This window comes from Amycolatopsis sp. NPDC059021, from assembly GCF_042739895.1.
Lineage (GTDB): Bacteria > Actinomycetota > Actinomycetes > Mycobacteriales > Pseudonocardiaceae > Amycolatopsis.
In genome coordinates this window covers 63,352-86,378 of the sequence record NZ_JBHYIQ010000021.1, presented here as the reverse complement: position 1 = coordinate 86,378, position 23,027 = coordinate 63,352, and the positions used below count along the sequence as shown (strand labels likewise).

The following is a 23,027-nucleotide window of genomic DNA, read 5'->3' as shown; positions in this document are numbered from 1 at the left end:
TCTTCGCCCTGATCCGCCGAAGATCACTTGACGGCACTGAACGGTTCCCGCCTAAGCTTTCCCCATTAGATACCAACTAGGAGCGACCGTCGCCCAGACGGCAGTACGGATACTGACCGAGGCGGGAGTAGATCGGGTATACGCGGTCGTCGGGGAGTCCTTCCTGGAACTTCTCGACGCGGTCCAGCGCGAGCGCTCGATCACCCTCGTCTCGGCGAGGCATGACGCCGGTGCCGCCTTCATGGCCGAGGCCGAGGGCAAACTCACCGAGCGTCCCGCCGTGCTGCTCGCCGGACGGGGGCCGAGCGCGGCGAACCTGGCCGTCGGCGTGCAGACCGCCTATCAGGACGAGACACCGATGGTGGTGTTCCTGGAGACGCCGGCGATGGACCCGGCGCCCGGTGGTTCCCTGCCCGCCAGCGACCTCACCGCGATGTTCGAGCCGATCAGCAAGTCGTGCGTGCGGGCGCAGGACCCCGACGAGGTGCCCGGTCTGCTGGCCGAGGCGCTGACCTCCTCCCGCGAAGGACGGCCGGGGCCGATCGTGATCGGCGTGCCCGGCGACGCGTGGGGAGTGCCCTACGACTCGGCGAAGCCGGTCGCCACGGTCCGCCCGCCCGCCACGGGAACGCTCGGCCGCTCGGCCGACGCGGTCGCGCAGCTGGTGGACGAGGCGCGGTATCCGGTGGTCATCGTCGGCGGCAGGGCTCGCTCGGCGCGCGAAGAGCTGATCGCCGTCGCGGACGAACTCTCGCTGCCGGTGTACAACGCGTTCCGCCGACAGGACGCCTTCCCGGAGAACCACGCGCGCTACGCCGGTCACCTCGGCCTCGGCATCCCGGCCCGCCAGCTCGACGCGCTCGAACGCGCCGACCTGGTGCTCGCGCTGGGCACCCGGCTGGACGAGGTCACCACGCAGTCCTACCGGTACCCGACCCCGCAGCAGACACTCGTGCTGGTCGGCACGGGCAGTGACGACACGCCGCGGCGCGGGCTGACGTTCCGGATCGACGCCGAGGTAGAGCCGTTCCTGCGGGAACTGCGTTCGGTGGCCTCGCCGCGGACACGCCGGGCCTCGGCGGCCAACGCGGCGGTGCACACCTTCATGACCCCGCCCGACACCAGCGGCAACAGCCGGGTGCATCCGGCCGACGTCGTCCGCGCCCTGCGGAAGCTCGCGCCCGAGGACACCATCGTGACCAGCGACGCGGGCAATGTCGCGCAGTTCATGCACCGCTACTGGTGCTTCACCGCGCCCCGCAGCCAGCTCGGCCCGAGCAACGCGGCCGTCGGCTACGCGGTGCCCGCCGCGGTGGCGGCGAAGCTGGCCGAACCGCGGCGCACCGTGGTCGCGATGGTCGGCGACGCCGGGACGCTGATGACCGGCCAGGAGATCGAGACGGCGGTCCGCTACCGGGCGCCGGTCATCGTCGTCGTCTTCCAGAACGGCCTGTACGGCGGCTTCGCCACGCACCAGGCGCGGGCACACGGCAGGCTGGCCGGCGTCACGATTCCGCTGGTGGATTTCGCTTCATGGGCGCGAGGGCTCGGCGCGGCGGGGTACACCGTGGACGGTCGGGAGGAGCTCGAGCCGATCATCGCGAGCGCGCTGGTCCGCCAGCGTCCGTGCGTCATCGACGTGCACACCGACCCCGACGTGGTGACCCCGGAGGTGCGGCTGTCCGGGTTGCTCGGTGCGGTCCGTCCGCAACCTCCTGTGACATAAGGAATTTCTCAGGGACTCACAGGGAAGTTATGCCGCGCCGGCGGAAAACTCCGGTAGCCTGACGGTGTTCCGGATCGGCGATGACGTCGCCGAACCTTTTTGTCGGTGCCCGGTGGCACCCTGGCGGTCATCACCCCAAGCGGGTCCCAGAACGAGGGGAGTTCGACATGGCCGACGAACAGCGCGCGGCAGAGTCGCGCAAGGCGTCCGAAGTGGTCCCGGTGCAGTTCAGCGCCAGTGCGGAGGCCCACGACGACGTGGTGGTGGCGGCCCATCGGGACGCCTCGTGGCGGTCGCCGTTCGGCACCGAGCCACGGCGGGCGGCGAGTGGCGGATAGTACACACCACTCTGGGTGACACGGGTTGTCGGCCGGGCCGACCCTGTGCTTTACTTCAAGTGGTCTTGTTTTTTGTGTTCGTGGTGAATCACGCTCGCAGAATTCAGCGGGCGCAGTGTCTCCTCATCGAGGAAGCAAACCGTCCGGGTTCGACCCGGGTCGCCGACTGGCTTCCTGATTTTGGTGTTATACATGGAGATTTTTGATGACTCAGGGCACTGTGAAGTGGTTCAACTCCGAGAAGGGGTTCGGCTTCATCACCCCCGACAACGGTGGCGGCGACGTCTTCGTTCACTACAGCGAGATCCAGGGTAACGGCTTCCGTACCCTCGAAGAGAACGCCCGGGTGGAGTTCGAGATCGGCCAGGGCCAGAAGGGCCCGCAGGCCACCTCGGTCACCCTTCTCTGACCCACGCACTTACTTCAGGGGCCGTCACCGCTCGCCGGTGGCGGCCCCTGTCGTGTCTGCCGTCCACAGTGGATTCCGTGGTGGCGGGAACCAGGAAATGGGATCACCCGATCGGGGACGGCGCTGGTCAGTAGGCTGCCGGACATGGTTGAGACCGGGTACACCGTCTCCGGAATGTCCTGTGGCCACTGTGCGCAGTCGGTCACCGAAGAACTCACCGAGCTCCCCGGAGTGGCCGGAGTGGACGTCGACGTCGCCAGTGGCCGCGTCACCGTCCGCAGTGCCGCACCGCTGGCGGCGGACTTGGTAAGCGCCGCGATAACCGAGGCCGGTTACCGGTTCGAAGGCGTGACGAGCCTCGCGCCGTAGCGCGGCCTTCACCTTCGGCTTACGTTGCAACCCTGCTGCAACCCTTTCCCGCCGGGGACGTCCCGGAGTCTGCTGTTCCTCCAGGAGCACCGGCAGGGAGGGCACGCGGTGGGTGAAGCGGTGGCGGGCATCGTCGCGAATCCGGCGTCCGGGCGGGACATCCGCAGGCTGGTCGCGCAGGCTTCCGTCTTTCCCACCGCCGAGAAGGCGAACATGGTGCAGCGCCTGCTCGCCGCCTTCGCCGCCACCGGGGTTCAGCGCGCCGTCCTTTCGTCCGATCTCGGCGGGATCTCCGCCTCGGTGGGGCAGGCCCTCGACCGGGGTGGCAGGCCGCCCGAGGTCGAGTTCTGCGATGCGGAACCGCTCACCGGGACCGCGGTGGACACCACCAACGCCGTGCGCCGCATGGTGGACGAAGGCGCCGGGGTGATCGTGTGCCTCGGCGGCGACGGCACCGCGCGCGTCGCGGCCGCCGCCTGCGGTGACGTGCCGCTGCTGGCATTGTCCACCGGCACCAACAACGCCTTCCCCGAGATGCGCGAGGCGACCGTCGCCGGGCTGGCGGCGGGGCTGATCGCGAGCGGTCAGATCGATCCGGACCTGGTGACCCGCCGGATGAGCGTGCTCGAGGTGGTCACCAAGGCCCGCCGTGAGATCGCCCTCGTCGACGTCTGTGTGTCGCTGATCAGGCACGTCGGCGCGCGAGCGCTGTGGGAGCCCGCGTCGCTGACCGAGCTGTACTGCACCTTCGCCGAACCGGACGGCATCGGGTTGTCCAGCATCGCCGGCCAGCTTTGCCCGAGCCCGAGGTCGAGCGCCGACGGCGTCGCGCTGCAGCTCGGCCCGGTCGGGGAGACGCCGTATGTCGTGCAGGCGCCGATCGCGCCGGGCCTCGTCGTGCCGGTCGGGGTCCGCGGCTGGGGTGTGCTGCGGCCCGGGGTGCGGGTCGAGCTCGCGGCGGCGGGCGGGGTGATCGCCGTCGACGGCGAGCGTGAGCTGGAGCTGAAGAACGGCGAGAGCGCGTTCGTGGAGCTGCGCTCGGAGGGGCCGTGGTGTGTGGACGTCCGCGCGACCATGGCGGAGGCGGCCCGCCGGGGGCTGCTCCGCACGACCACCGCGGCGGCGCCGGGCAAGGAGCGCCGAAGATGACCGGGCTTCTGCGCGAGGCGTACCGGATGATGCGCACGATCCGGGTCTTCGAACAGTGCGTGCACGACGCTTCCGCCCGTGGCGAACTCCCCGGTGCCGAACGGCTCCACGCCGGTGACGAGGCCGCGGCCACCGGAGTCTGCCTGCATCTCGACGAGCGGGACGCGATCGCCGGCACCCAGCGCGGATACGGCCACTGCATCGCCGGCGGTGTCGACGTCAAGGGCATGATGGCCGAGCTGTACGGCCGTCGCACCGGCTCCCGCCGTCGCGGGGGCGGTGCCCTGCACATCGCCGATCTCGCGCGGGGCATGCTCGGCGCGAACGGCGTGCTCGGCGGCCCGAGCCTGATCTGCGGCACCGCGCTCGCCGCGAAACAACAGGGCACCGGCGGTGTCGGTGTCGCGTTCTTCGGTGACGGCGCGAGCGGGGACGGCGCGACCCTCGAGGCGCTGCACCTGGCCACGACCTGGTGCCTGCCGGTGCTCTTCATCGCCGAGAACACCGCCTGGCCCCGGCCGTCGCGTGGCTGGTCGGTGGCCTCGGACAGCATCGCCGACCGCGCCGCCGCGTTCGGCATGCCCGGCGAGATCGTCGACGGGCTCGACTTCTTCGCCGTCTACGAAGCCGCCGGTGAAGCCATCGTCCGCGCGAGGAACGGCGGCGGGCCGACGCTCATCGAGGTCCGGCGGTTCGCGATCCCGCCGGGGTGCGCGTACGGCGGCTGCCTGGAACGGTTCCGTGGCACGGTCCTCGACGGCGGACTCGAAGAGTCCATTTTGGACAGAATCGACGGCGAGGTGGCCGCGCTCGTCGCGGCCTCTGTCGCCGAAGCGAAAGCGGCGCCGGAACCGGCTTCGGCCGATCTGGAAACCGGCGCCTGAGTTCTCCCGTCGAGAGGAGCGGCCGATGGCCCGCGCGATCAGCTACCGCGACGCGATCATCGAGGCGCTGACGCAGGAGATGACGCGGGACGTGTCGGTCATCGTGCTCGGGGACGACGGGATTTCCGCGCCGGGACTTTCCGTCCGCTTCCCCGGCCGGGTGCTGGGCATGCCCGGCTCCGGCTCCGCGTTCGTCGGCGCGGCGATCGGGGCCGCGAGCCGGGGGCAGCGGCCGGTCGCGGAGCTGGTGTTCGGCGGCATCGGCTTCGACCAGATCTTCGGCCAGGCGGCGACGTTCCGCTCCCTGTTCGGCGGCACCGCGAGCACCCCGCTGGTGGTCAGGATGGCTTACGGGGCCGGGCCGTGCCCGTATCCGATCTTCACCCACCTCCCCGGCCTCAAGGTGGTCGTCCCTGCGACGCCGTACGAGGCTAAAGGCCTTATGGTGCAAGCGATCCGTGATGATGACCCGGTAATCTTCTGTGAGCACAAGGGTTTGTCCGACGTCGTCGGAGAAGTCCCTTGTGACAGCTATGCTCTGGCATTCGGAGTCGCGAACATCGTCCGCTCCGGCGAGGATGTCACGCTGGTCGCGCTCGGCCGGATGGTGCCGGTCGCCGAGCAGGCCGCGTGCGAACTGGCGGCGTCCGGAATAGCCGCCGAGGTGATCGATCCCCGCACCACGAGCCCGCTCGACACCGCGACGATCCTCGGCAGCGTCGGCCGCACCGGACGGCTGGTCGTCGTCGACGAGGCGTCGCCGCGGTGCAATCTCGCCACGGACATCTCCGCGTTGGTGGCGAAGGAGGCGTTCGGCGCGTTGCGCGCGCCGATCGAGATGGTGACGCCGCCGCACACCCCGATGCCCTTTTCGCGGGTGTTGGAGAATCCCTACCCGCCGGACATCCAGCGTGTCGTCAACGCCGCCAAAACCGTCGCCTGCTGGCGCCGGTGACGGTCCTCACGCGAGGAAATCCCTGCGTACGCCCTAGGAATCTCGGACTCCGTAGTGCAGACTCCCTCTGCGAGCACTGGGAGCGGCAGTGGGACTACGGAGCCTCGAGGCAGCGTTGCCGGCTGGGGTCGATCCCCGGCAGCACGCGCGCGCCCTCGCCCGCATCCATGACGCCGCGCTGTCGGGCAGGGCCCTGCCTGGCAGGCCGCGGCCGGTGATCGGCGCCTCCTGGCAACGGATGCGGCAACTGGGCATGGACCCGGACCGCGGCGCGGGCGGACCCCGGCTCAAGATCGAGGAAATCGAGGAACGCCGCAGGCGGTGCGGGCTGGCCGAGGTGCTCCCCACCCTGCGCGGCGGCCTGCTCGCGATGGCCGAGCAGGCCGCGCACATCATGGTCGTCACCGACGCCGACGGACGGATCCTGTGGCGCGAGGGCAGCGCGCCGGTGCGGCGCCGCGCCGACGCCATCGGGTTCAGCGAAGGCGTCGACTGGCACGAGAACGCCGTCGGCACCAACGCGATCGGGACGGCACTCGTCGCGCGGCAGCCCGTCCAGGTCTACTCCGCGGAGCACTACGTCCGCGCGCAGCACGACTGGACCTGTGCCGCGGTGCCCCTGTGCGACCCGCGCGACGGGCAGCTGCTCGGCGCGGTCGATCTCTCCGGTCCGGCTTCGACGGTGCATCCGACGACGTTGGCGCTGGTCGACGCCGTCGCCCAGCTCGCGGAGGCCGGGCTGCGGTCCACCCACGGGACGGAGCTGGAACGGCTGCGCGGTATCGCCGTCCCGGTGCTGGCGAAGGTGCGGGGACGCGCGGTCGTCGTCGACCGGCACGGCTGGGTCGCGGCCACCGCCGGGCTCGCCCCTGTCGACCGGATCGCGCTGCCCACCGGCTGTTCGCCGGGCCGGGCCTGGCTGCCCGCGTACGGGAGTTGCCAGATCGAGCCGCTGCCTAGCGGCTGGCTCGTGCGGCTCGCCGATGGCGGCGACGCGGCCGACGCACAGCCCACTCGCGTCGTGCTCGACGTCCGCGTGCCGCGCGAGCCGACGCTGACCGTGTCCGGTGACACGGGTACCTGGACGCACCGGCTCAGCCCGCGGCACGCCGAGATGCTGTACGTGCTGGCTTGCCGCAGGGACGGCCGGTCGGCGTCGGAACTTTCGCTCGACCTCTTCGGCGACGCCGCGCGGACGGTCACCGTGCGTGCCGAGATGTCCCGGCTGCGGCGGCATTTCGGCGGCATCCTCGGCGGGCGCCCGTACCGGTTCGCCGACGACGTCGAAGTGGTGATCGAACGGCCAGCCGATCCGGCCGAGGTGCTGCCGCATTCACTGGCGCCCGCCATCCGCGGCTGAGCGGATCTCCACCCGCGCCTCCACCCGTCGACGGTCCCGCTCCACCCGGCCCCGTACCTAGCGTGATCGCCACGAACAAGGCGGCCCATGCCGAGGGGCGGGAACGAGGGGGAAGGATGAAGATGGTGATCGGACTGGTGGTGGTCGGCCTGATCGTGCTGATCGGGTTCATCGCCTACCGGTTGATCCTGGTGGAGCTGATCACGAAGATGAGCGATCACCACTGACAGGCGAGACCACGGGCCGGAGGGGATGTGGCGAGGCGAGGGCGGCCGCTGCTGCCGGACACGATCGCGCCGAGCTGGCTCGTCGTGCAGCTGCTCGGCACGCTCTTCGTCGTCGCGACGTTGCTCACCGGGCGGGAGTCGCAATCGTGGATCTGGGTGTGTTACGGCGTTTCCGCCGCACTGTGGCTGGGATTCGTGGCGACAGCACACTGGCGGCCGGTTCCGGCGGCGGTGCTGCTGGCCGTGGCCAGCGTGGTGCCCGCGGCGGTGCTCGGCTGGGCGCAGGACTCGTCGGCGATCATCCTGTGCGTCATCGCGCTCGGCAGGCTCGCGACCCTGACGAGGGTCAGTGTCACGGCCATCGTCGGCATGGCGCTGCTGGACATCACGCTGGTCCTGTCCACCAGCGCGTTCGCCGGGGCGAGCATGACCGAGGCGGCGACCGACGTCGGGATCATGCTGCTGCTGTTGCTGATCGGCCTCAACCGCCGCCAGTACGAGGTGCAGGCGGCGCAGGCCGAGCAGCTGCTGGAGCAGACCCGGCTCGCACAGGCCGAGCACGCGCGGGCCGCCGCGCTCGACGAACGCACGCGCATCGCGCGGGAACTCCACGACGTCCTCGCGCATTCCCTTGGGGCACTGGGTGTCCAGCTTGAACTGGCCGAGGCGCTGCTCGCCGAGAAGTCCGATGTGGACGGTGCATTGCGGACGGTCCGGCGCTCCCGGCGGCTCGCCGCCGACGGGCTCGCCGAAGCACGCGACGCGGTCGCCGCGCTGCGTCGCGACGTCCTGCCGCTGGCCGAAGCGCTGACCGCCGTCGCCGACGCGCACGCCCGTGATCACGCGGTGAGCGTGGATTTCGCCGCGACCGGACAGGTGCGGCCGCTGCCCTCGGCGGCGGTGGTGTCGCTCGTGGGGGTCGCGCGAGAGGCGCTGACCAACGCCGGGAAACACGCGCCGGACCAGCCGGTCACGGTGCGGCTGGCGTACGAGTCCGACCTCGTCCGGCTCTCCGTGAGCAGTGCTCTCGTTGCGGCCGGGCGCGCTCAGTCCGGTGAAGGCGGATTCGGGCTGACCGGGATGCGGGAGCGCCTCGCGCTCGCCGGTGGCACGCTGACGTCCGGCCCCAGCGACGGGGAGTGGCGAGTGGTGGCGGAGGTGCCGGCGTGATCAGGGTCGTCGTCGTGGACGATCAGCAGGTGGTGCGCGAAGGACTCGTCGCGCTGCTCGGGCTGCTGGACGATGTGGACGTCGTCGGCTCGGCCGCCGACGGACGGCAGGCGCTCGCCCTGCTCGGCACGACACCCGCCGATGTCGTGCTGATGGACCTGCGGATGCCCGAACTCGACGGCGTCGCGGCGACCCGCATGATCACCCGTGACCACCCCGGCATCGCCGTCGTCGTGCTGACGACGTACGCCGACGATGTGTCCATTGCGGACGCTCTGCGCGCCGGGGCCCGGGGTTACCTGACCAAGGACGCGGGCCGCGCCGAGATCGGCGCGGCACTGCGCTCGGCCGCCGCGGGGCAGGCGATCTTCGACGCCAAGGTGTCGGAGCGCCTCGTGGCCGCGCTGGACGCCCGGCCCGCCACCCGCGCGAAGCCGTCGCTGCCGGACGGCCTGACCGCCCGCGAGGCGGAGGTCGTCGGGCTCATCGCCCGCGGGCTGACGAACGCGGAGATCGCCGCCGAGCTGTACATCGGCGAGACGACCGTGAAGACGCACATCAACAACGCCTTCGCGAAGATCGGCGTGCGGCATCGCGCCGAAGCCGTCCGCTACGGCCTGGACCACGAGCTGTAGCCCCGGCTTTCTCCACCTCGATCTCCACCCGCGGGGCGTCCCGGTCCACCCTTGCCAGAACCTATTTTCGTTCTCCGAAGCGTGAAGCGGACAGCTGCGGAGGGAAAGCCATGGGACACATCGAAAACCTGGCCGAGGGCGGGAACACGAACCTCGGCGAGATCATGAACATCCTGCTGGTCCGGTTCGGGGTGATGGCCGCGGGGATCGCGGTGCTGGTGCTCGTCGTCTTCACCATCGCCGTCGTCCTCAAGCGCAGGGGCAAGCTCGGCGCCGCCCGGCGCTACGTGGAGCCGCTGGCCCGCGGTTACGTGGCGAACCGCGCGGCGCGGCGCGGCCGGGGCGGACGCCGGAGCGGCGGCTGGACGGGCGCTGTCGTCGAGGGCGTCGTGAAGTACGTCGACAACCAGGACGCCGGCCGGAATCGCCGCGACGACCGGGACGGCCCGCGGCGCTGATCCGCACGGAAACCGGGAAGGTGAGCGGAGATGGAACGGGTACTGGCCGAAGGCAACGGCGGCGAGATCATGGGCGAGCTGCTGCACGATTTCCTCATGAAGGGCGTCATCGTCGTCGTGCTCGTCGTGGTGGTGCTCATCGCCATGGTGGTGATCTGGAAGACCGTCGGCAAGAAGCGGGACTGAGGTCCCGTCACGAAGCGGACGGATCGCGGAGCAGCGGTTCGGCGACCTTCGCCAGGTGGTCGAGGTGTTCCAGGGCCTCGGCCTCGGGCAGCGTCGGCATCAGGAACGACACCTCGTCGACACCGGCGTCGGCGAAACCCCGCACCAGCTCGAGGTCGGCGGGCGCGCCGAAGACGCTGATCCGGACGTCGGCCCGGCCCTGATCCGCGAGCCAGGAACGCACCCGGCGTAGCTCGTCGAGCGGGGTCACGGAATGCGGCAGCCAGCCGTCCGCGTGCTCGGCGAGCCGCTTGAGCCCCGCCGGCCCCTGGCCCGCGACATAGATCGGCGGATGTGGTTTCCGTACCGGCTTCGGCCAGGAGAAGACCGGGTCGAAGTCGATGTGCTCGCCGTGGAACTCCGCCTCGTCCTTGGTCCAGATCTCCTTGAGCGCGCGAAGCTGCTCGGTCAGCAATGCGCCCCGCGTGCGCGGATCGACGCCGTGGTTGCGCATCTCCTCGATGTTCCAGCCGGCGCCGACCCCGAACACCACTCGGCCGTTCGAGAGGAAATCGAGGCTGGCGATCTCCTTCGCCGTGTAGAACACGTCGCGCTGGATCATCAACGCGACCGCGGTGCCCAGCCGGAGGTTCGAGGTGGCGGACGCGACGGCGGTCAGCGCGATGAACGGATCGAGGTTACGCGCGGCGCCGCGCGGCAGTTCGCCGCCGGGATACGGGGTTTCCCTGCTGACCGGGATGTGGGAATGCTCCGGGAGGAACAGGGAGTGGAACCCGCGCTCCTCGATCGCCGCCCCCAGCACGTGCGGCCGGATACCTTCGTCGGTCACTGATGTCGCGATCCCGAAGTCCATACCGGGCAACGACTCCGCGGGACACCCGAATATTCCGGCAGACGAGGCCGTCAGGCCGCGGGTGACCGTTCCGTGACCTTCACGCGATACCGCCCGGGGGTAATACCGAACTCCCGCTCGAAGGCGTGCGAGAGGGCGTACGGGCTGCCGTAACCGACTCGGTCCGCGATGGTGGCCAGGGTGTCGGGAGTGTCCCTGAGCAGAGTGGCCGCGAGGGTCAGGCGCCACCAGGTGAGGTACGCCATCGGCGGGCGGCCGACCAGGGTGGTGAACCGGCGCGCCAGGGTGGGGCGGGAGACGTTCGCCTCCGCGGCCAGGCGATCGGTGGTCCAGGGCGCGGCCGGGTCCGAGTGCAGTGCCCGCAGGGCGGCGGCCGCCACCGGGTCGCTCAGCACGCGAGGCCAGGCCCCGCTGGTGGCCTCGTCGATCCATGACCGGATCACGTAGACGAAGAGAAGATCGAGCAGGCTCGGGAGCGCGACGCAGGCGCCGGGCCGTCGCTCGTCCAGTTCCCCGGCGAGCAGGTCGATCGCGGCGCGGAGTTCGGGGTGGCTGCCCACGCGATTGGGCAGGTGCACGACCCGGGGCAGTTCGGCCATGAGCGGGTGCAGGCGGCTGCAGTCGAGCCGGTACTTGCCACACAGCAGTTCCGTCTCGCCACGGTCGCGCGGTCCCGTCTCCGTGAGCCATCGCTCGAACGGCACCGTCCGTGTCGGCGCGTCCGCCGGGTCGACGCGGGAATCGGTGAGCACGTGGCCGGTGCCGTGGGGCAGCAGCACCACGTCGCCCACGCCGAGCGACACGGGATCGCCGCCGTCGGGCAGCAGACGGCAACTGCCTTTCAGAACGACGGCGAAGCCCGCTCCGACGTACGGGTCCAGCCGCACGCACCAGCTTCCGCTGATCCCGATCCGGTCGGACGAAGGGTGCCCGAGGCGTACGGCGGAGATCGCGTCGCTCACTACGTCCATGCCACGATCGTATTCCTCGCCTCAGGGATGAGACGAACGCGTATTTCGTTGAGCTGGATAAGCATTGAGACGATCGTCGCGGCTTTCTAGCGTTGGCCGCATGACAACGGAAAGCATCGTGCTGGGGGACGTCGAGATCATCCGGATCGTCGAGTGGCAGGGCCCGTTCATGCCCGTCGCCGACCTGGTTCCGGACGCCGCCGCCGAGGTGCGGAAGGACAACGCGGACTGGCTGGCACCGGACCACTGGGAGCCGGACAGCGACCGGGCGGTGCTCGCGGTGCAGTCCTGGGTGCTGCGCAGCGGCGGACGGACCGTCCTGGTCGACACCGGAGTGGGCAAGGGACGCGAACGCCCGGCTTCGCCGCCGTTCCACCACTGGCAGAGCGATCTCCTCGAACTCCTGGCGGACGCCGGTGTCCACCCGCGAGAGGTCGACGTCGTCGTCAACACCCACCTCCACGTCGATCACGTCGGCGGCAACACCGTCGACGCGAACGGCGAGTGGGTACCGGCTTTCCCCAACGCCGAGTACCTCATTCCGGCCGCCGACGACTTCCATTTCGGTCCGGACAACGGGTATGGGAACACCGCACGGGAGGACGAACGCCTCATCCACGAAGACAGCATCGCGCCCCTGCACCGGGCGGGGCAGGCCGTGCTGTGGGACGGCAGCCATCGCATCGACGAACACCTTACCCTCGAGTCCGCGCCCGGCCACACACCCGGTTCGTCCGTGCTGCGCCTGAACTCCGGCAGCGACCGGGCGGTCTTCGTCGGGGATCTGGTGCACAGCCCGATCCAGCTCCTCGAGCCCTCCTGCAACAGCAGTGCCTGCCTGGCACCGGACCAAGCGGCGGCCAGCCGCCGCCGGGTTCTCGAGCGGGCAGCCGACGAACGGGAACTGCTCGTCCCCGCGCACTTCGCCGGTGCCGGCGCCGTGGAAGTCCGGCGGGAGAACGGGAAACTCGCCCTCGGTTCCTGGGCGGCGACCGGCACGCGCTGAGCAGCGTCGGTGGCGTCCTCCCGCACTCGGCGACGGCCATCGTGCCGACATGCCGACGACCGGGTGTTCGTCGGCGCACACTTGTGCTCATGCAGGGCGAACCAGGTGACGAGAAGCGTGGTGCGGTAGACCGGGAAGCCACCGGGAACGCGCGATACGAACAGGAGGTGGCCGCGGACGAACGCGAGCAGGCCGCGGACGAACGCGAACTCGCCGCCGACGAACGGGAGCAGGCCGCCGATGTGCGGGAGCGGATCGCGGACGATCGGGAGAGCCGTGCCGACGCGCGGGAGGAGGAGCTTGCCGGGTGGGAGCAGCGGCTGGACCGGCGAGATCGTGTGCGTGGTGCGCCCGTCGCCAGTTCGTGGGAGCGCGGACAGGAGGCCACGGTGCGGGCTCGCGCGCTCCTGGTGGCCAGCATGGCGCGGTTGGATCGCAGCGAGGAGGCGTTGCGCCGCGCGCGGCAGTGGCAGGAGCGGGAGCAGGACGCGGTCGACCGCGAGGTCGCGGCCTCGCGACGTGAGCTGCCCTCTTCGCAGGAGCGGCAAACAACGGGAGCCCTGCTGGCCGCCGCGGCCGAGGCGCTGCGAACGCAGCTCGTCGCGACGGCCCGCGAGCTGGCCGAGGTGGAGGAATCCGTGGCGGACCATCATGATCGGCTCGCCAAGGCGGATTCGGGCGGCGGGGAGGACCTGCGCCGGGCCGAGGCCGCGCGGACCAGGGCCCTGACGGCGCGCGAGACAGCCGAACGGTTCCTGCCCTGATACCGCGCGTCATGGTGTGGCTGGGGGCTGTACCTGTCACCGAACGTCGGCTAAGACCCGTATTCGCCGGGCGGCGTGGGGCGAGGCTCGCGGCCATCGGGTCCATGCCGGAAGGTGAGATGGTGAGGCCGGTGGTCCCTGCCTGCCGAGTCGATCGAGTGATCCCCGCTCCCACCACACGCCGTCAACTGGTCCGCACTCACCATCGCAGCGGCCGGCGAGATCGGTGTCCGACCAACCTGAGCAATCGGCACCCAGTCCTGGACAGCGGCATTGCTCGCTCTGGCGTTCGACCCGATCGGCCGAACCGGGTGTCCAGTCCGTTGTGGACAGTGCGTTCCCCGCGCCGCGCTTCGAGCGGGTTGGGGACCGCGCCCGTGCCCTGCGGCTAAGGTGACCACGGTCAGGTAGGACTTGGGGAGGATCGGCGATGACGACGACCGCGACGCAGCCCGCGCCGCCGGGCGGCCCCGGCGCTCCGCCGCCCGAAGAAGGCCGCAGCGGAATCGCCGGTCTGCTCGAACTGCCGGGGCAGGCGGTGCGCGCCGTCACGCGGTCCGCGGCGACCACCCCCGGCAGGCTGACCGTGATCGCCGTCGGGCTCGTCCTGCTCTCCCTGCTGGCCGGTCTCGTCGCGACGTTGTCCGTGCAGGGACGCAAGAACACGATCAACGGCCTCATCGAGCACCGCGAACCCCTGGCCGCCGCGGCACAGCAGGTCTACCGCGCGCTTTCGGACGCGGACGCCACGGCGGCGAGCGCGTTCCTTTCCACCGGCACCGAGCCGCCCGAGCTGCGTCAGCGCTACGAGCGGGCTGTCGCCGAGGCGGGAGCGGCGCTGGCGAAGGCGGCGTCGGACTCCGCGGACGTCACCGAGGCGGCCGCCCAGGTCGACGTGCTCAGCCAGCGGCTCCCGGTCTACACCGGACTCGTCGAGACCGCGCGGGCGAACAACCGCCAGGGTTTCCCGGCGGGCGCGTCCTATCTCCGCGAAGCGTCCGAGCTGATGCGGGCGAAGCTGTTGCCCGCCGCGCAGGAGCTCTACAAGGTCGACACCCTGCGCCTCGCCGACGAGCAGGACGACGCGACCGGATTCCCGTGGCTCGCGACCCTGCTGGTGCTGGTGCTGCTCGCCGCGCTGATCGTCACCCAGGTGTACCTGACCCGGCGGACCAACCGCCTGCTGAACGTCGGCCTCGTGGTCGCGACCGTGTGCGTCGCGGTCTCACTGCTGTGGGGCGCGGCGGCACTGATCGTCCAGGGCGTGTTCGTCGGGAACGGCCAGGACAACGGAACCCGTCAGGTCGACGCGCTGGTGCGGACGCGGATCACCGCGCTGCAGGGTCGCGCGGACGAGACGCTGACGCTGGTCGCGCGCGGCGACGGCGGCGGGTACGAAAAGGACTTCGCCGGGCTCGCCGTCCAGCTCGTCGGCCAGGACGGCAGGAGCGGCCTGCTGGGCGAGGCCCGCGGCCTCGCGAACGGTGGTGACGCCGCGGGCAAGATCGACGAAGCCTCGCAGGCGGCGGCCGACTGGTTGAAGGCACACAAGGAAGTGCGGCGCTTCGACGACGACGGCCAGTACTCCGACGCCGTCGACCTCGCCATCCGCCACGACCGGCAGAACGGCGCGGCCCCGGCGTTCCAGCGGCTCGACGACAGCCTGCAGGCAGCGATCAACGTGGGACGCCAGGCGTTCCTCGACGACACGCGCGCGGGCGATCGCGCGCTCACCCTGCTGGCCCCCGGCCTCGCGGTGCTGGCCGTGGTGGCCGCGGCCGGTGCGACGATGGGGATCCGGGAACGGCTGAGGGAGTACCGTTGAGCAAGCGGAATGTCGTGCGGGCGGGTGTGCTCGCCGCGGTCGCGGTGCTGGCTGGGTCGTTGTCGGCCTGCGGGAGCGCGGGCAAGCCGATGGATCCGGCCCCGGTCAGCGACGCCGCCTGGCCGCAGCCCGCGCACGTGGCGGGTGGCGAGACCGGGGCGGGCGGGTCGTCGGACACCAGCTGCAACCCACTGGCCAGCCTCGCGCCGACCGGGGGCACGGCGATCCCGGCCGGCTCGACGATGGCGAAGATCAAGGAACGCGGGAAGCTGATCGCCGGGGTCGACCAGACGACGTATCTGTTCGGTTCCCGCAATCCGACGACCGGCAACCTCGAAGGCTTCGACATCGACATGGTCAACGAGGTCGCCGACGCGATCTTCGGCGGCCACGAGGGCAAGGTGCAGTTCCGCGCGATCACCTCGGGCCAGCGCGAGGACGTGCTGACCGGCCACCAGGTCGACATCGTCGTGCGGACCTACAGCATCACCTGCGCGCGCAAGAAGGTCGTCAACTTCTCGTCGGTGTACTACGTGGCGGGGCAACGGATCCTGGCGCCGAAGGAAGCGAAGGTCGCCACGCTGGCCGACTTGTCGGGCAAGCGCGTCTGCGCGGCGAAGAAGTCGACGCCGCTGACGAAGATCACCACCGACCCGGCGAAGGTCGTCCCGGTGTCGGTGGACAACTGGTCCGACTGCCTGGTGATGCTCCAGCAGGGCCAGGTGGACGCCGTGTCGACCGACGACACGATCCTCGCCGGCATGGCCGCGCAGGATCCGCAGCGGATCGAGATCAAGGGGCCGCGGTTCACGACGGAGAACTACGGCATCGGCATCCCGAAGGAAAACGACGACATGGTGCGGTTCGTCAACGCCGTGCTGGAGAACGTGCGCAAGGGCGACTGGCAGAAGAGCTACGACTCCTGGGTCGGCAAGCCGCTCGGCGCGGCGAGCCCGCCCGCCGCGCAGTACCAGTGACCGTGTGTGCCGTCCCGCTGTCGCGAACGGCCCGTTCACGCGCACGGCGGGCACCGCTGGACCGTTCGTGCCCCACTAGGATCGATGGCGGACTTCGTCGCGGTGAAAACGGGAGGTAGCAGTGTCGGAGGAACCACGCCGTCCCCGGCACGCGGCACCGGACGAACCGGAGGAGCGTGCCCAGCCCGTCGAGCCCGCCGGGAGTTCGGGCTGGACGCCGCCCCCGCCGGTGCGCTGGGACACGCCGGAGCCGTCCATTTCCGGCCGCCTCGACGGCACGCCGGAGGAGGAGCCCCGGAAACGCCCCTCCGGGAGTGACGCGGAAACCGTCTTCCACGCGCCCGTGCGGCGTCCGGCCACTCCGCCGCGTGGCCAGCCGCAGGCCCAGCCGCCACGCCCGCCCCGGCAACCGCCGTCCGGTGCGGACGATCCGACCAGGCCGCCGGGTGAGCTGAACCCGGTCGCCCAGCCGACCCAGGCGGTGCGTCCCGCCGCGAACGTCGCGCAGCCGACGAGCGTGCTCGCCGCGCCGACGCCGGAAACGCAGAGCATCATGCCGCCCGCGCCGCGCGCCGACGCCGGCGCGGAGCCGCTGCCGGACCCCGGCACCGAGAGCGTCCTGCCCGAGCGGTCCAGTGAGGGGCACGGGACCGGCAGCCGCGGCACCGGCACGGGAACCGGCACCGGCACCGGGACCGGCACCGGTTCGGGCGGTGGCGCGTTTCCCGGAACCTCGCGCCGGACGTCCTCGCGGACGTCGCGGCGGTCCCGGCGCGGCAGGCTCGGCGCCGGTCTGGTCGAGGTGCCGCCGGTGCCCTACCGCGACCCGTCGACCGCGGTGCTCGAGAACCCGGTGGTGTCGGAGGAGAAACGCTTCTGCGGCAGTTGCAACGCGAAGGTCGGCCGCGGCAAGGACGGCGAGCCCGGCTCGCCCGAGGGCACCTGCGCGAACTGCGGCGCGCCGTTTTCCTTCATTCCCAAGCTGAAGCCGCACGAGCTGGTCGGTGGCCAGTACGAGGTGCTCGGCGCGCTCGCCTACGGCGGTCTCGGCTGGATCTACCTCGCGCAGGACCACAACGTCAGCGACCGGTGGGTCGTCCTCAAAGGACTGATCGACACCGGTGACGCGACGGCGATGGCCGCCGCGGCCAACGAGGAACGGTTCCTGGCCGAGGTCGAGCACCCGAACATCGTCAAGATCCACAACTTCGTGCAGCACCCGGACCCGCAGACCGGGAACTCCGTCGGTTACATCGTGATGGAGTACGTCGGCGGCCAGTCGCTGCGCCAGCTCGCGCTCGCCCACCACCGCGAGACCAAGCGGCCGGAGCCCCTGCCGATCGGCCAGGTCATCGCGTACGGTCTCGAGATCCTTCCCGCGATCGGCTACCTGCACTCGCAGAACCTGCTGTACTGCGACCTGAAGCCGGACAACGTCATCCAGACCCACGAGCAGCTGAAGCTGATCGACCTCGGCGCGGTGCGCCGGATGGACGACTACGAGAGCCCGCTGTTCTTCACCACCGGCTACAGCGCGCCCGAACTGGCGAAGCAGGGCGCGTCGGTCGCGTCGGACCTGTACACGGTCGGCCGGACGCTGGCCGTGCTGAGCTTCGAGTTCGTCGGCTACACGACGAAGTACAAGTCGACGCTGCCCGGGCCCGACGTGGTCCCGTTGTTCGCGTTGTTCGGCTCGTACCACCGCTTCCTCAAGCGCGCGACGCACGCCGACCCGGACCGCCGGTTCGTCTCCGCCGAGGAGATGGCCGATCAGCTGACCGGGGTGCTGCGCGAGATCATGGCGATGGGCACCGGCAAGCCGCGGCCCGGCGCGTCGACGGTCTTCGGGCCGGAGAGCCGCACATTCGGCGTGGACATGGTCGTCCCGGAACCCGGCGCGAGCGTGCCGCTGCCCGAGCCGGTCGAGGTCGTCTCCGGCCTGCCGCTCCCGCAGGTCGACACGGACGACCCGGCGGCGGGTGTGCTGGCCACGACCACCGCGCTCGACCCGAAGGGCGCGATCGAGGCGCTCGCGGGCGCGCCGCGCGAGTCCATCGAGGTGCGGCTGCGCATCGTGCGGGCGCGGATCGAGCTGGGCGAGCTGGTCGAGGCGCAGCGGCAGCTGCAGGCCGCGCAGTACCTGGCGATCAGGGCCGGTTTCCCGCACGACTGGCGGATCGACTGGTACCGCGGCCTCATCGAGCTGGCCGGCGGACGTCCGCGCGTCGCGCACGTCGCCTTCGACGCGGTGTACGACGACCTGCCCGGCGAGATCGCGCCGAAGCTGGCGCTGGCCGTCAGCGCCGAAGGCGTCGGCGACTACTTCGGCGCCGCGCGGTTCTACGAGCTGGTGTGGCGAACGGACCGGTCGTACGTGAGTGCCGCCTTCGGGCTCGCCAGGGTGTACCTGGCGCAGGGCGCGCGGGCGAGCGCGATCGAGGTCCTGGAGGCGGTGCCGCCGTCGTCGACGCACTACGTCGACGCGCAGGTCGCGGCGATCAAGATCAAGACCAGGGTCAACGGCGGCGGCAAGGAGCCTGCCGGTGTCTCCGAGCGCGATCTCGTGGACGCCTCGGGCAGGCTCGAACGACTGAGCCTGGACGCCGAGCGCCGCACCCGCCTGTCCGCCGAGGTCCTGGAAGCCGCGCACGACTGGCTGCGCGCGCCGGGGCAGACCGGCGCGTCGGCGGGCGTCCGGGTGCTGGGCTGCGCGCTGGAGGAGCGGGACCTGCGCTTCGGTCTGGAACGCTGCTACCGCACGCTGGCCCGGCTGGCGGGGACCACGAAGGAACGCGTCGACCTGGTCGACCGCGCCAACGCCATCCGGCCGAGGACCCTGACGTAAGCGGTGGACCAGGCCCGCTCGGGGCCCGCTCTCGGCGCGTCGAAATCCGCGTGACCGCCGTCGCCGGGCGCGAGACGTAGGTCATATCCGCCGCTGTCACATCGGGCCGCGCTGCACCGTCAGTGCTGTGAAACCACCGAAACAGCACTGGGAGCGCATCATGGAAGCTCGGTTGAACATCTTCGGCAACGCGGCCGCGGGCAAGGTCATGCGGTACTTCGGCTCGGCGGGCAAGGTGATCACGGACTCGGCGCTGCCCGCCGCGACGCAGGAGCTCGTGAAGATCCGGGCGAGCCAGATCAACGGCTGCGGCATGTGCCTCGACATGCACACCAAGGACGCCGCGGCCGCGGGGGAGACCGCGGTGCGCCTCGCCATGATCGCGGCCTGGCGCGAGGCCACGGTCTTCACCGAGGCCGAGCGCGCGGCACTGGAGCTAACCGAGCAGGGCACCCGCATCGCGGACGCCGCGGGCGGCGTCTCCGACGAGGTGTGGGCGAACGCGGCCAAGCACTACGACGAGGACCAGCTCGTCGCCCTGGTGTCCCTGATCGCCCTGATCAACGCCTACAACCGGCTGAACGTCATCAACCAGCAGCCCGCGGGTGACTACCGGGTCGGCCAGTTCGGCTGACCGGGGGAAACGGTCCGGAGGGCGGCCGGGGCATCGGGTGCCGTCCTCCGGACCGCCGTCACTCCCGAAATCGGGGAGAGCAGGACCACCGTCGCGCGCTACGTTCTGATCTCCGCCCGGCGCGGGCTTCCGCGCCGGGTGTCTGGGATTCCGAACGACTGGGGAGAGAACATGCGCATGCGCACCATCACCGTCGTGGTCGCCATGGCCGCGGCGGCCGTCGCGACCGGAGCCGCGGCCGTCCCCGCCAGTGCCGCGGAGGCACCGGCCATCATCGGCGGCGGGAACGTGTCCGCAAAGGACTATCCGTGGATGATCGCGTTGTACGGCAGCGATCACAAGTTCCACTGCGGTGGCGAGCTCATCGCCCCGGACAAGGTGCTCACCGCCGGGCACTGCACCGGCAACGTCGAGGCGGTCCAGGGCCGCGACGACGTCACCAAGGGCGGCGGCACGAGCTACAAGGTGATCCGGCACGACCGCAATCCGCACTTCAAGCAGGTCGGCGACCCGAAGGGCGACGACATCAAATGGGGTGACGTCGGCGTGCTCACGCTGGACCGCCCGGTTCGCGGTGTCCAGCCGATCGGCTTCGTCAAACAGGGCGAGACCGGCCCGTACGCCGCGGGTACCGCGGCCCAGATTCTCGGCTGGGGTAAGGACAAATCGGGCAAGATCGGCCATCTGAAGAAGGCGGGTGTCCCGATCGTGAGCGAGGCCCAGTGCAAGCAGGCGTACGGCAAGGACTTCGACGCCCGCGAAATCGTCTGCGCGGGCAACTGGTCGGCTGGCGGCGTCGACGCGTGCAGCAACGACAGTGGTGGTCCGCTCCTGGTCGGCGGCCGGGTTGCCGGCATCGTGTCGGCGGGTCGCGGCTGCGCCCAGGCGCACAACCCCGGCACGTATGCCCGACTGGCGAGTTACGCCGATTGGGTGCGTGCGAGGTAGTACAGAAGGAGTCCGAAGGCCTGGCTCGTGGGGCGGCGCGCGCCGCCCCACGAGAGGCCGGTCAGGGGTTGATTTCCCAGTCGCGCTCTTCGCGGGCACGCTTGGCCTTCTCGTGGGCGGCGGCCAGCTTCTCCAGTGCCTGCGGGTCGCCGTGGGTGCTGAAGTGCTCGAAGCCGACGACCACGAACAACGCCCGCGCGCTGACCGCGATCGGGCCGTCCTCGGCGTCGAGGCGCCCGTTGGCGCTGACGTAGATCTTGCGCCCGGCGATGCCGTCGAGCCGCGTCGCGATGTACAGGGTCGACCCGACCGGCACGGGCCGCCGGAAGTCGGTCTCGAGCTTCCCGGTCACCGCGGGCCTGCGCAGCAGGTTCCCGACCGTCGAACCGAGGGCCTCGTCGAACGCGCAGGCCAGCAGCCCGCCGTGGGCGAGGCCCGGCGCGCCCTGGTGCGCGGCGGTCACGGTGAACTTCGAGTGCACCGTCTGCCCCTCGCCGACCCGCGACCGCAGGTGCAGACCGGATTCCACCTCGTCGCCGCAGCCGAAGCACTCGCCGAAGTGCACACCCAGCTCCGTGCCGGCGGGCGGTGCCTTCGGATGGGCCTCGGCGGGCTCCACCGGCACCGGCGGCCAGGGTTGAGAAACACGACTCATGAATTGACGTTAACTCGACAGTGGTTACTCGCCGCACGCGACCCACGCGCCGTCGGCCTGCACCGTGAGCGCTCCGTAGTCGGAAATTGCCGAACCGTAGATCATTTCCGATTCGTTCTGCCGAGACGGCTCCGTCACGCAAGACTGGGTCGATGAGCTCGAAAGAAACCGTTGCACGCGGAGGAGGTCGTCGCGGGGATGAGTGACGCAGTAGCGCAAAAGCCGGAGGTGGACCAGAGAACGGTCAGGCGGGCGGTCATCGCGTCCGCGATGGGGAACGCGACGGAGTGGTACGACTACGGCGTCTTCACCTCGGGCGCGATCGCCACCAGCATCGGCACGGTGTTCTTCCCCGGCGAGGGCAACGCGGTGCTGAAGTCGCTCGCGCTCGTCGCGGTCGGCTTCATCGTCCGCCCGTTCGGTGGGGCGTTCTTCGGGCCGCTGGGGGACAAGCTCGGCAGGCAGAAGGTCCTGGCGATCACGATCCTGCTGATGTCCGGGTGCACGTTCCTGGTCGGCTGCCTGCCGACCTACGCCGGTCCGTACAGCATGGGCATCGCGGCCCCGGTCGCCGTCTTGCTGCTGCGGCTGATCCAGGGCTTCTCCACCGGCGGTGAGTACGGCGGGGCAGCGACGTTCATCGCCGAGTACGCGCCGACCAAACGCCGGGGGTTCTTCGGCAGCTTCCTGGAAATGGGCACGCTCGGCGGGTACGTGCTGGGCAACGTGGTCGTGCTGGCCGTGACCCTGTCGCTCCCGCACGACCAGGTCGAGGCGTGGGGCTGGCGGATCCCGTTCTTCGTGGCGCTCCCGCTGGGCCTAATCGGTCTCTACCTGCGGTCGAAGCTGGAGGACACGCCGGAGTTCCGCAGGCTGGAGGCGTCCGGGAAGAAGCCGGAGAAGGCGCCGCTGCGGGAGACGCTGACCCGCAACTGGCGGATGATCCTGAACCTCATCGGGATCGTGCTCCTGCTCAACATCGCCGACTACATGCTCCTGACGACGATGCCGACCTACTTCACCGACACGCTCAAGATCAACGACAACACCTCGACGCTGATCATCATCGGGGTGGAGCTGGTGCAGATGGCGATCATCCTCCCGCTCGGCGCGCTGTCCGACCGGATCGGCCGGAAACCGCTGCTGCTCACGGCGGCGATCGGGTTCGCGGTGCTGAGCTGGCCCTCGATCAAGCTGATGCAGTCGGGCAGCATCCTGTGGCTGGTCGTCGGCTTCCTGATCGTGGCGGTGCTGCTGGTGTTCATGCTGGCGGTGATCGGCTCGACGTTCCCGGCGATGTTCCCGACCCGCGTGCGATACGGCTCGTTCGCGATCGGCTACAACGTCTCGACGTCGATCTTCGGTGGTACCTGCGGTGTCATCGTGACCGCGTTGATCAAGAGCACCGGCAACGCCGACTGGCCGGCGTACTACCTGATCATCGCGGCGTTGATCGCGATCGTGCCGATCCTCAAGATCCCGGAGACGTCCCAGGTGCCGATCGAGCAGATCGACACCGCGGACAGCGGCGACGCACTGGTCGGTGCCAAGCGCTGACACCGTCACCGGCCGAACGCGGAAGTGGGGGCGGGGCGCGGGTGGTGGGGGGGGTAGGGGGAGGGGGGGGGTGGGTGGGGGGGTGGGGAGCGCGACGCGGGGGGGGGGGTCGCGGAGAGTGAGACA

Annotated in this window: 23 protein-coding genes; 20 read left to right on the top strand and 3 right to left on the bottom strand. The window is 70.7% G+C overall.

The features are described from left to right. Nucleotides 1-112: 112 nt before the first annotated feature. The 12 genes from ACFWX1_RS15470 (at nt 113) to ACFWX1_RS15415 (ending at nt 9,866) form a co-directional block, all read left to right on the top strand. The gene (locus tag ACFWX1_RS15470; protein ID WP_378387738.1) at nt 113-1,726 is read left to right on the top strand and encodes a thiamine pyrophosphate-dependent enzyme; all 1,614 of its coding nucleotides are present in this window, start codon (nt 113-115) and stop codon (nt 1,724-1,726) included. 167 nt (nt 1,727-1,893) lie between these two features. Beyond that, nucleotides 1,894-2,064 (top strand): hypothetical protein, encoded by a 171-nt coding sequence (locus tag ACFWX1_RS15465; RefSeq protein WP_378329682.1) that lies wholly within the window; start codon nt 1,894-1,896, stop codon nt 2,062-2,064. A 205-nt stretch (nt 2,065-2,269) separates the two neighbouring features. Then, on the top strand, nt 2,270-2,473 hold the full coding sequence (locus ACFWX1_RS15460) for a cold-shock protein (protein WP_345397993.1): 204 nt from the start codon (nt 2,270-2,272) through the stop codon (nt 2,471-2,473). 144 nt (nt 2,474-2,617) lie between these two features. Then, the gene (locus tag ACFWX1_RS15455) at nt 2,618-2,842 is read left to right on the top strand and encodes a heavy-metal-associated domain-containing protein (RefSeq protein WP_378387677.1); all 225 of its coding nucleotides are present in this window, start codon (nt 2,618-2,620) and stop codon (nt 2,840-2,842) included. Between the two features lie 108 nt (nt 2,843-2,950). Then, on the top strand, nt 2,951-3,991 hold the full coding sequence (locus ACFWX1_RS15450; protein WP_378387675.1) for an ATP-NAD kinase family protein: 1,041 nt from the start codon (nt 2,951-2,953) through the stop codon (nt 3,989-3,991). Further along, the gene (locus tag ACFWX1_RS15445) at nt 3,988-4,875 is read left to right on the top strand and encodes a thiamine pyrophosphate-dependent dehydrogenase E1 component subunit alpha (RefSeq protein WP_378387673.1); all 888 of its coding nucleotides are present in this window, start codon (nt 3,988-3,990) and stop codon (nt 4,873-4,875) included. The genes ACFWX1_RS15450 and ACFWX1_RS15445 overlap by 4 nt, the downstream gene beginning before the upstream one ends. A gap of 25 nt (nt 4,876-4,900) precedes the next feature. Beyond that, complete coding sequence (locus ACFWX1_RS15440; protein WP_378387671.1) at nt 4,901-5,830, top strand: alpha-ketoacid dehydrogenase subunit beta; 930 nt, start codon at nt 4,901-4,903, stop codon at nt 5,828-5,830. Nucleotides 5,831-5,918: 88 nt separating this feature from the next. Then, a complete protein-coding gene (locus ACFWX1_RS15435; protein ID WP_378387669.1) occupies nt 5,919-7,190 on the top strand; it encodes a GAF domain-containing protein in 1,272 nt (423 codons plus the stop codon). Nucleotides 7,191-7,444: 254 nt separating this feature from the next. Next, a complete protein-coding gene (locus ACFWX1_RS15430; RefSeq protein WP_378387667.1) occupies nt 7,445-8,587 on the top strand; it encodes a sensor histidine kinase in 1,143 nt (380 codons plus the stop codon). Next, nucleotides 8,584-9,222, top strand: coding sequence for a response regulator (locus tag ACFWX1_RS15425; RefSeq protein ID WP_378387665.1), 639 nt, complete (start codon nt 8,584-8,586; stop codon nt 9,220-9,222). Before ACFWX1_RS15430 ends, ACFWX1_RS15425 begins: the two co-directional genes overlap by 4 nt. Before the next feature lie 110 nt (nt 9,223-9,332). After that, entirely contained in the window at nt 9,333-9,680 is a 348-nt protein-coding gene (locus ACFWX1_RS15420) for a hypothetical protein (protein WP_378387663.1), read from the top strand. Between the two features lie 30 nt (nt 9,681-9,710). Continuing rightward, nucleotides 9,711-9,866, top strand: coding sequence for a hypothetical protein (locus ACFWX1_RS15415; RefSeq protein ID WP_378329691.1), 156 nt, complete (start codon nt 9,711-9,713; stop codon nt 9,864-9,866). 7 nt (nt 9,867-9,873) lie between these two features. On the opposite strand, the gene ACFWX1_RS15410 is transcribed toward ACFWX1_RS15415, so the two are convergent. Together ACFWX1_RS15410 and ACFWX1_RS15405 are read right to left on the bottom strand one after the other, a co-directional pair. Further along, complete coding sequence (locus tag ACFWX1_RS15410) at nt 9,874-10,719, bottom strand: LLM class F420-dependent oxidoreductase (protein ID WP_378387661.1); 846 nt, start codon at nt 10,717-10,719, stop codon at nt 9,874-9,876. Between the two features lie 50 nt (nt 10,720-10,769). Then, complete coding sequence (locus ACFWX1_RS15405) at nt 10,770-11,690, bottom strand: AraC family transcriptional regulator (protein ID WP_378387659.1); 921 nt, start codon at nt 11,688-11,690, stop codon at nt 10,770-10,772. Nucleotides 11,691-11,790: 100 nt separating this feature from the next. Here ACFWX1_RS15405 and ACFWX1_RS15400 point away from each other — a divergent pair, with 100 nt between their 5' ends. From ACFWX1_RS15400 to ACFWX1_RS15370, 7 genes are all read left to right on the top strand, one after another. Further along, nucleotides 11,791-12,696 (top strand): MBL fold metallo-hydrolase, encoded by a 906-nt coding sequence (locus ACFWX1_RS15400; RefSeq protein WP_378387657.1) that lies wholly within the window; start codon nt 11,791-11,793, stop codon nt 12,694-12,696. 89 nt (nt 12,697-12,785) lie between these two features. Beyond that, complete coding sequence (locus ACFWX1_RS15395) at nt 12,786-13,460, top strand: hypothetical protein (RefSeq protein WP_378387655.1); 675 nt, start codon at nt 12,786-12,788, stop codon at nt 13,458-13,460. 430 nt (nt 13,461-13,890) lie between these two features. Beyond that, the gene (locus ACFWX1_RS15390; RefSeq protein ID WP_378387653.1) at nt 13,891-15,285 is read left to right on the top strand and encodes a hypothetical protein; all 1,395 of its coding nucleotides are present in this window, start codon (nt 13,891-13,893) and stop codon (nt 15,283-15,285) included. Beyond that, nucleotides 15,282-16,262 (top strand): glutamate ABC transporter substrate-binding protein, encoded by a 981-nt coding sequence (locus tag ACFWX1_RS15385; protein WP_378387651.1) that lies wholly within the window; start codon nt 15,282-15,284, stop codon nt 16,260-16,262. The genes ACFWX1_RS15390 and ACFWX1_RS15385 overlap by 4 nt, the downstream gene beginning before the upstream one ends. A 121-nt stretch (nt 16,263-16,383) precedes the next feature. Then, the gene (locus ACFWX1_RS15380; protein ID WP_378387649.1) at nt 16,384-19,107 is read left to right on the top strand and encodes a tetratricopeptide repeat protein; all 2,724 of its coding nucleotides are present in this window, start codon (nt 16,384-16,386) and stop codon (nt 19,105-19,107) included. Nucleotides 19,108-19,267: 160 nt separating this feature from the next. Next, entirely contained in the window at nt 19,268-19,741 is a 474-nt protein-coding gene (locus ACFWX1_RS15375) for a carboxymuconolactone decarboxylase family protein (protein WP_378387647.1), read from the top strand. Between the two features lie 171 nt (nt 19,742-19,912). Next, the gene (locus ACFWX1_RS15370) at nt 19,913-20,689 is read left to right on the top strand and encodes a S1 family peptidase (RefSeq protein WP_378387645.1); all 777 of its coding nucleotides are present in this window, start codon (nt 19,913-19,915) and stop codon (nt 20,687-20,689) included. A 61-nt stretch (nt 20,690-20,750) separates the two neighbouring features. On the opposite strand, the gene ACFWX1_RS15365 is transcribed toward ACFWX1_RS15370, so the two are convergent. Beyond that, nucleotides 20,751-21,344 carry a PaaI family thioesterase gene (locus ACFWX1_RS15365; RefSeq protein WP_378387643.1) on the bottom strand — a complete coding sequence of 198 codons (594 nt, stop codon included), beginning with the start codon at nt 21,342-21,344 and terminating at the stop codon, nt 20,751-20,753. Nucleotides 21,345-21,542: 198 nt separating this feature from the next. On the opposite strand from ACFWX1_RS15365, the gene ACFWX1_RS15360 reads away from it, so the two are divergent. Beyond that, nucleotides 21,543-22,901, top strand: a complete 1,359-nt coding sequence (locus ACFWX1_RS15360) for an MFS transporter (RefSeq protein WP_378387641.1) — start codon at nt 21,543-21,545, stop codon at nt 22,899-22,901. The last annotated feature ends 126 nt before the right edge of the window (nt 22,902-23,027 follow it).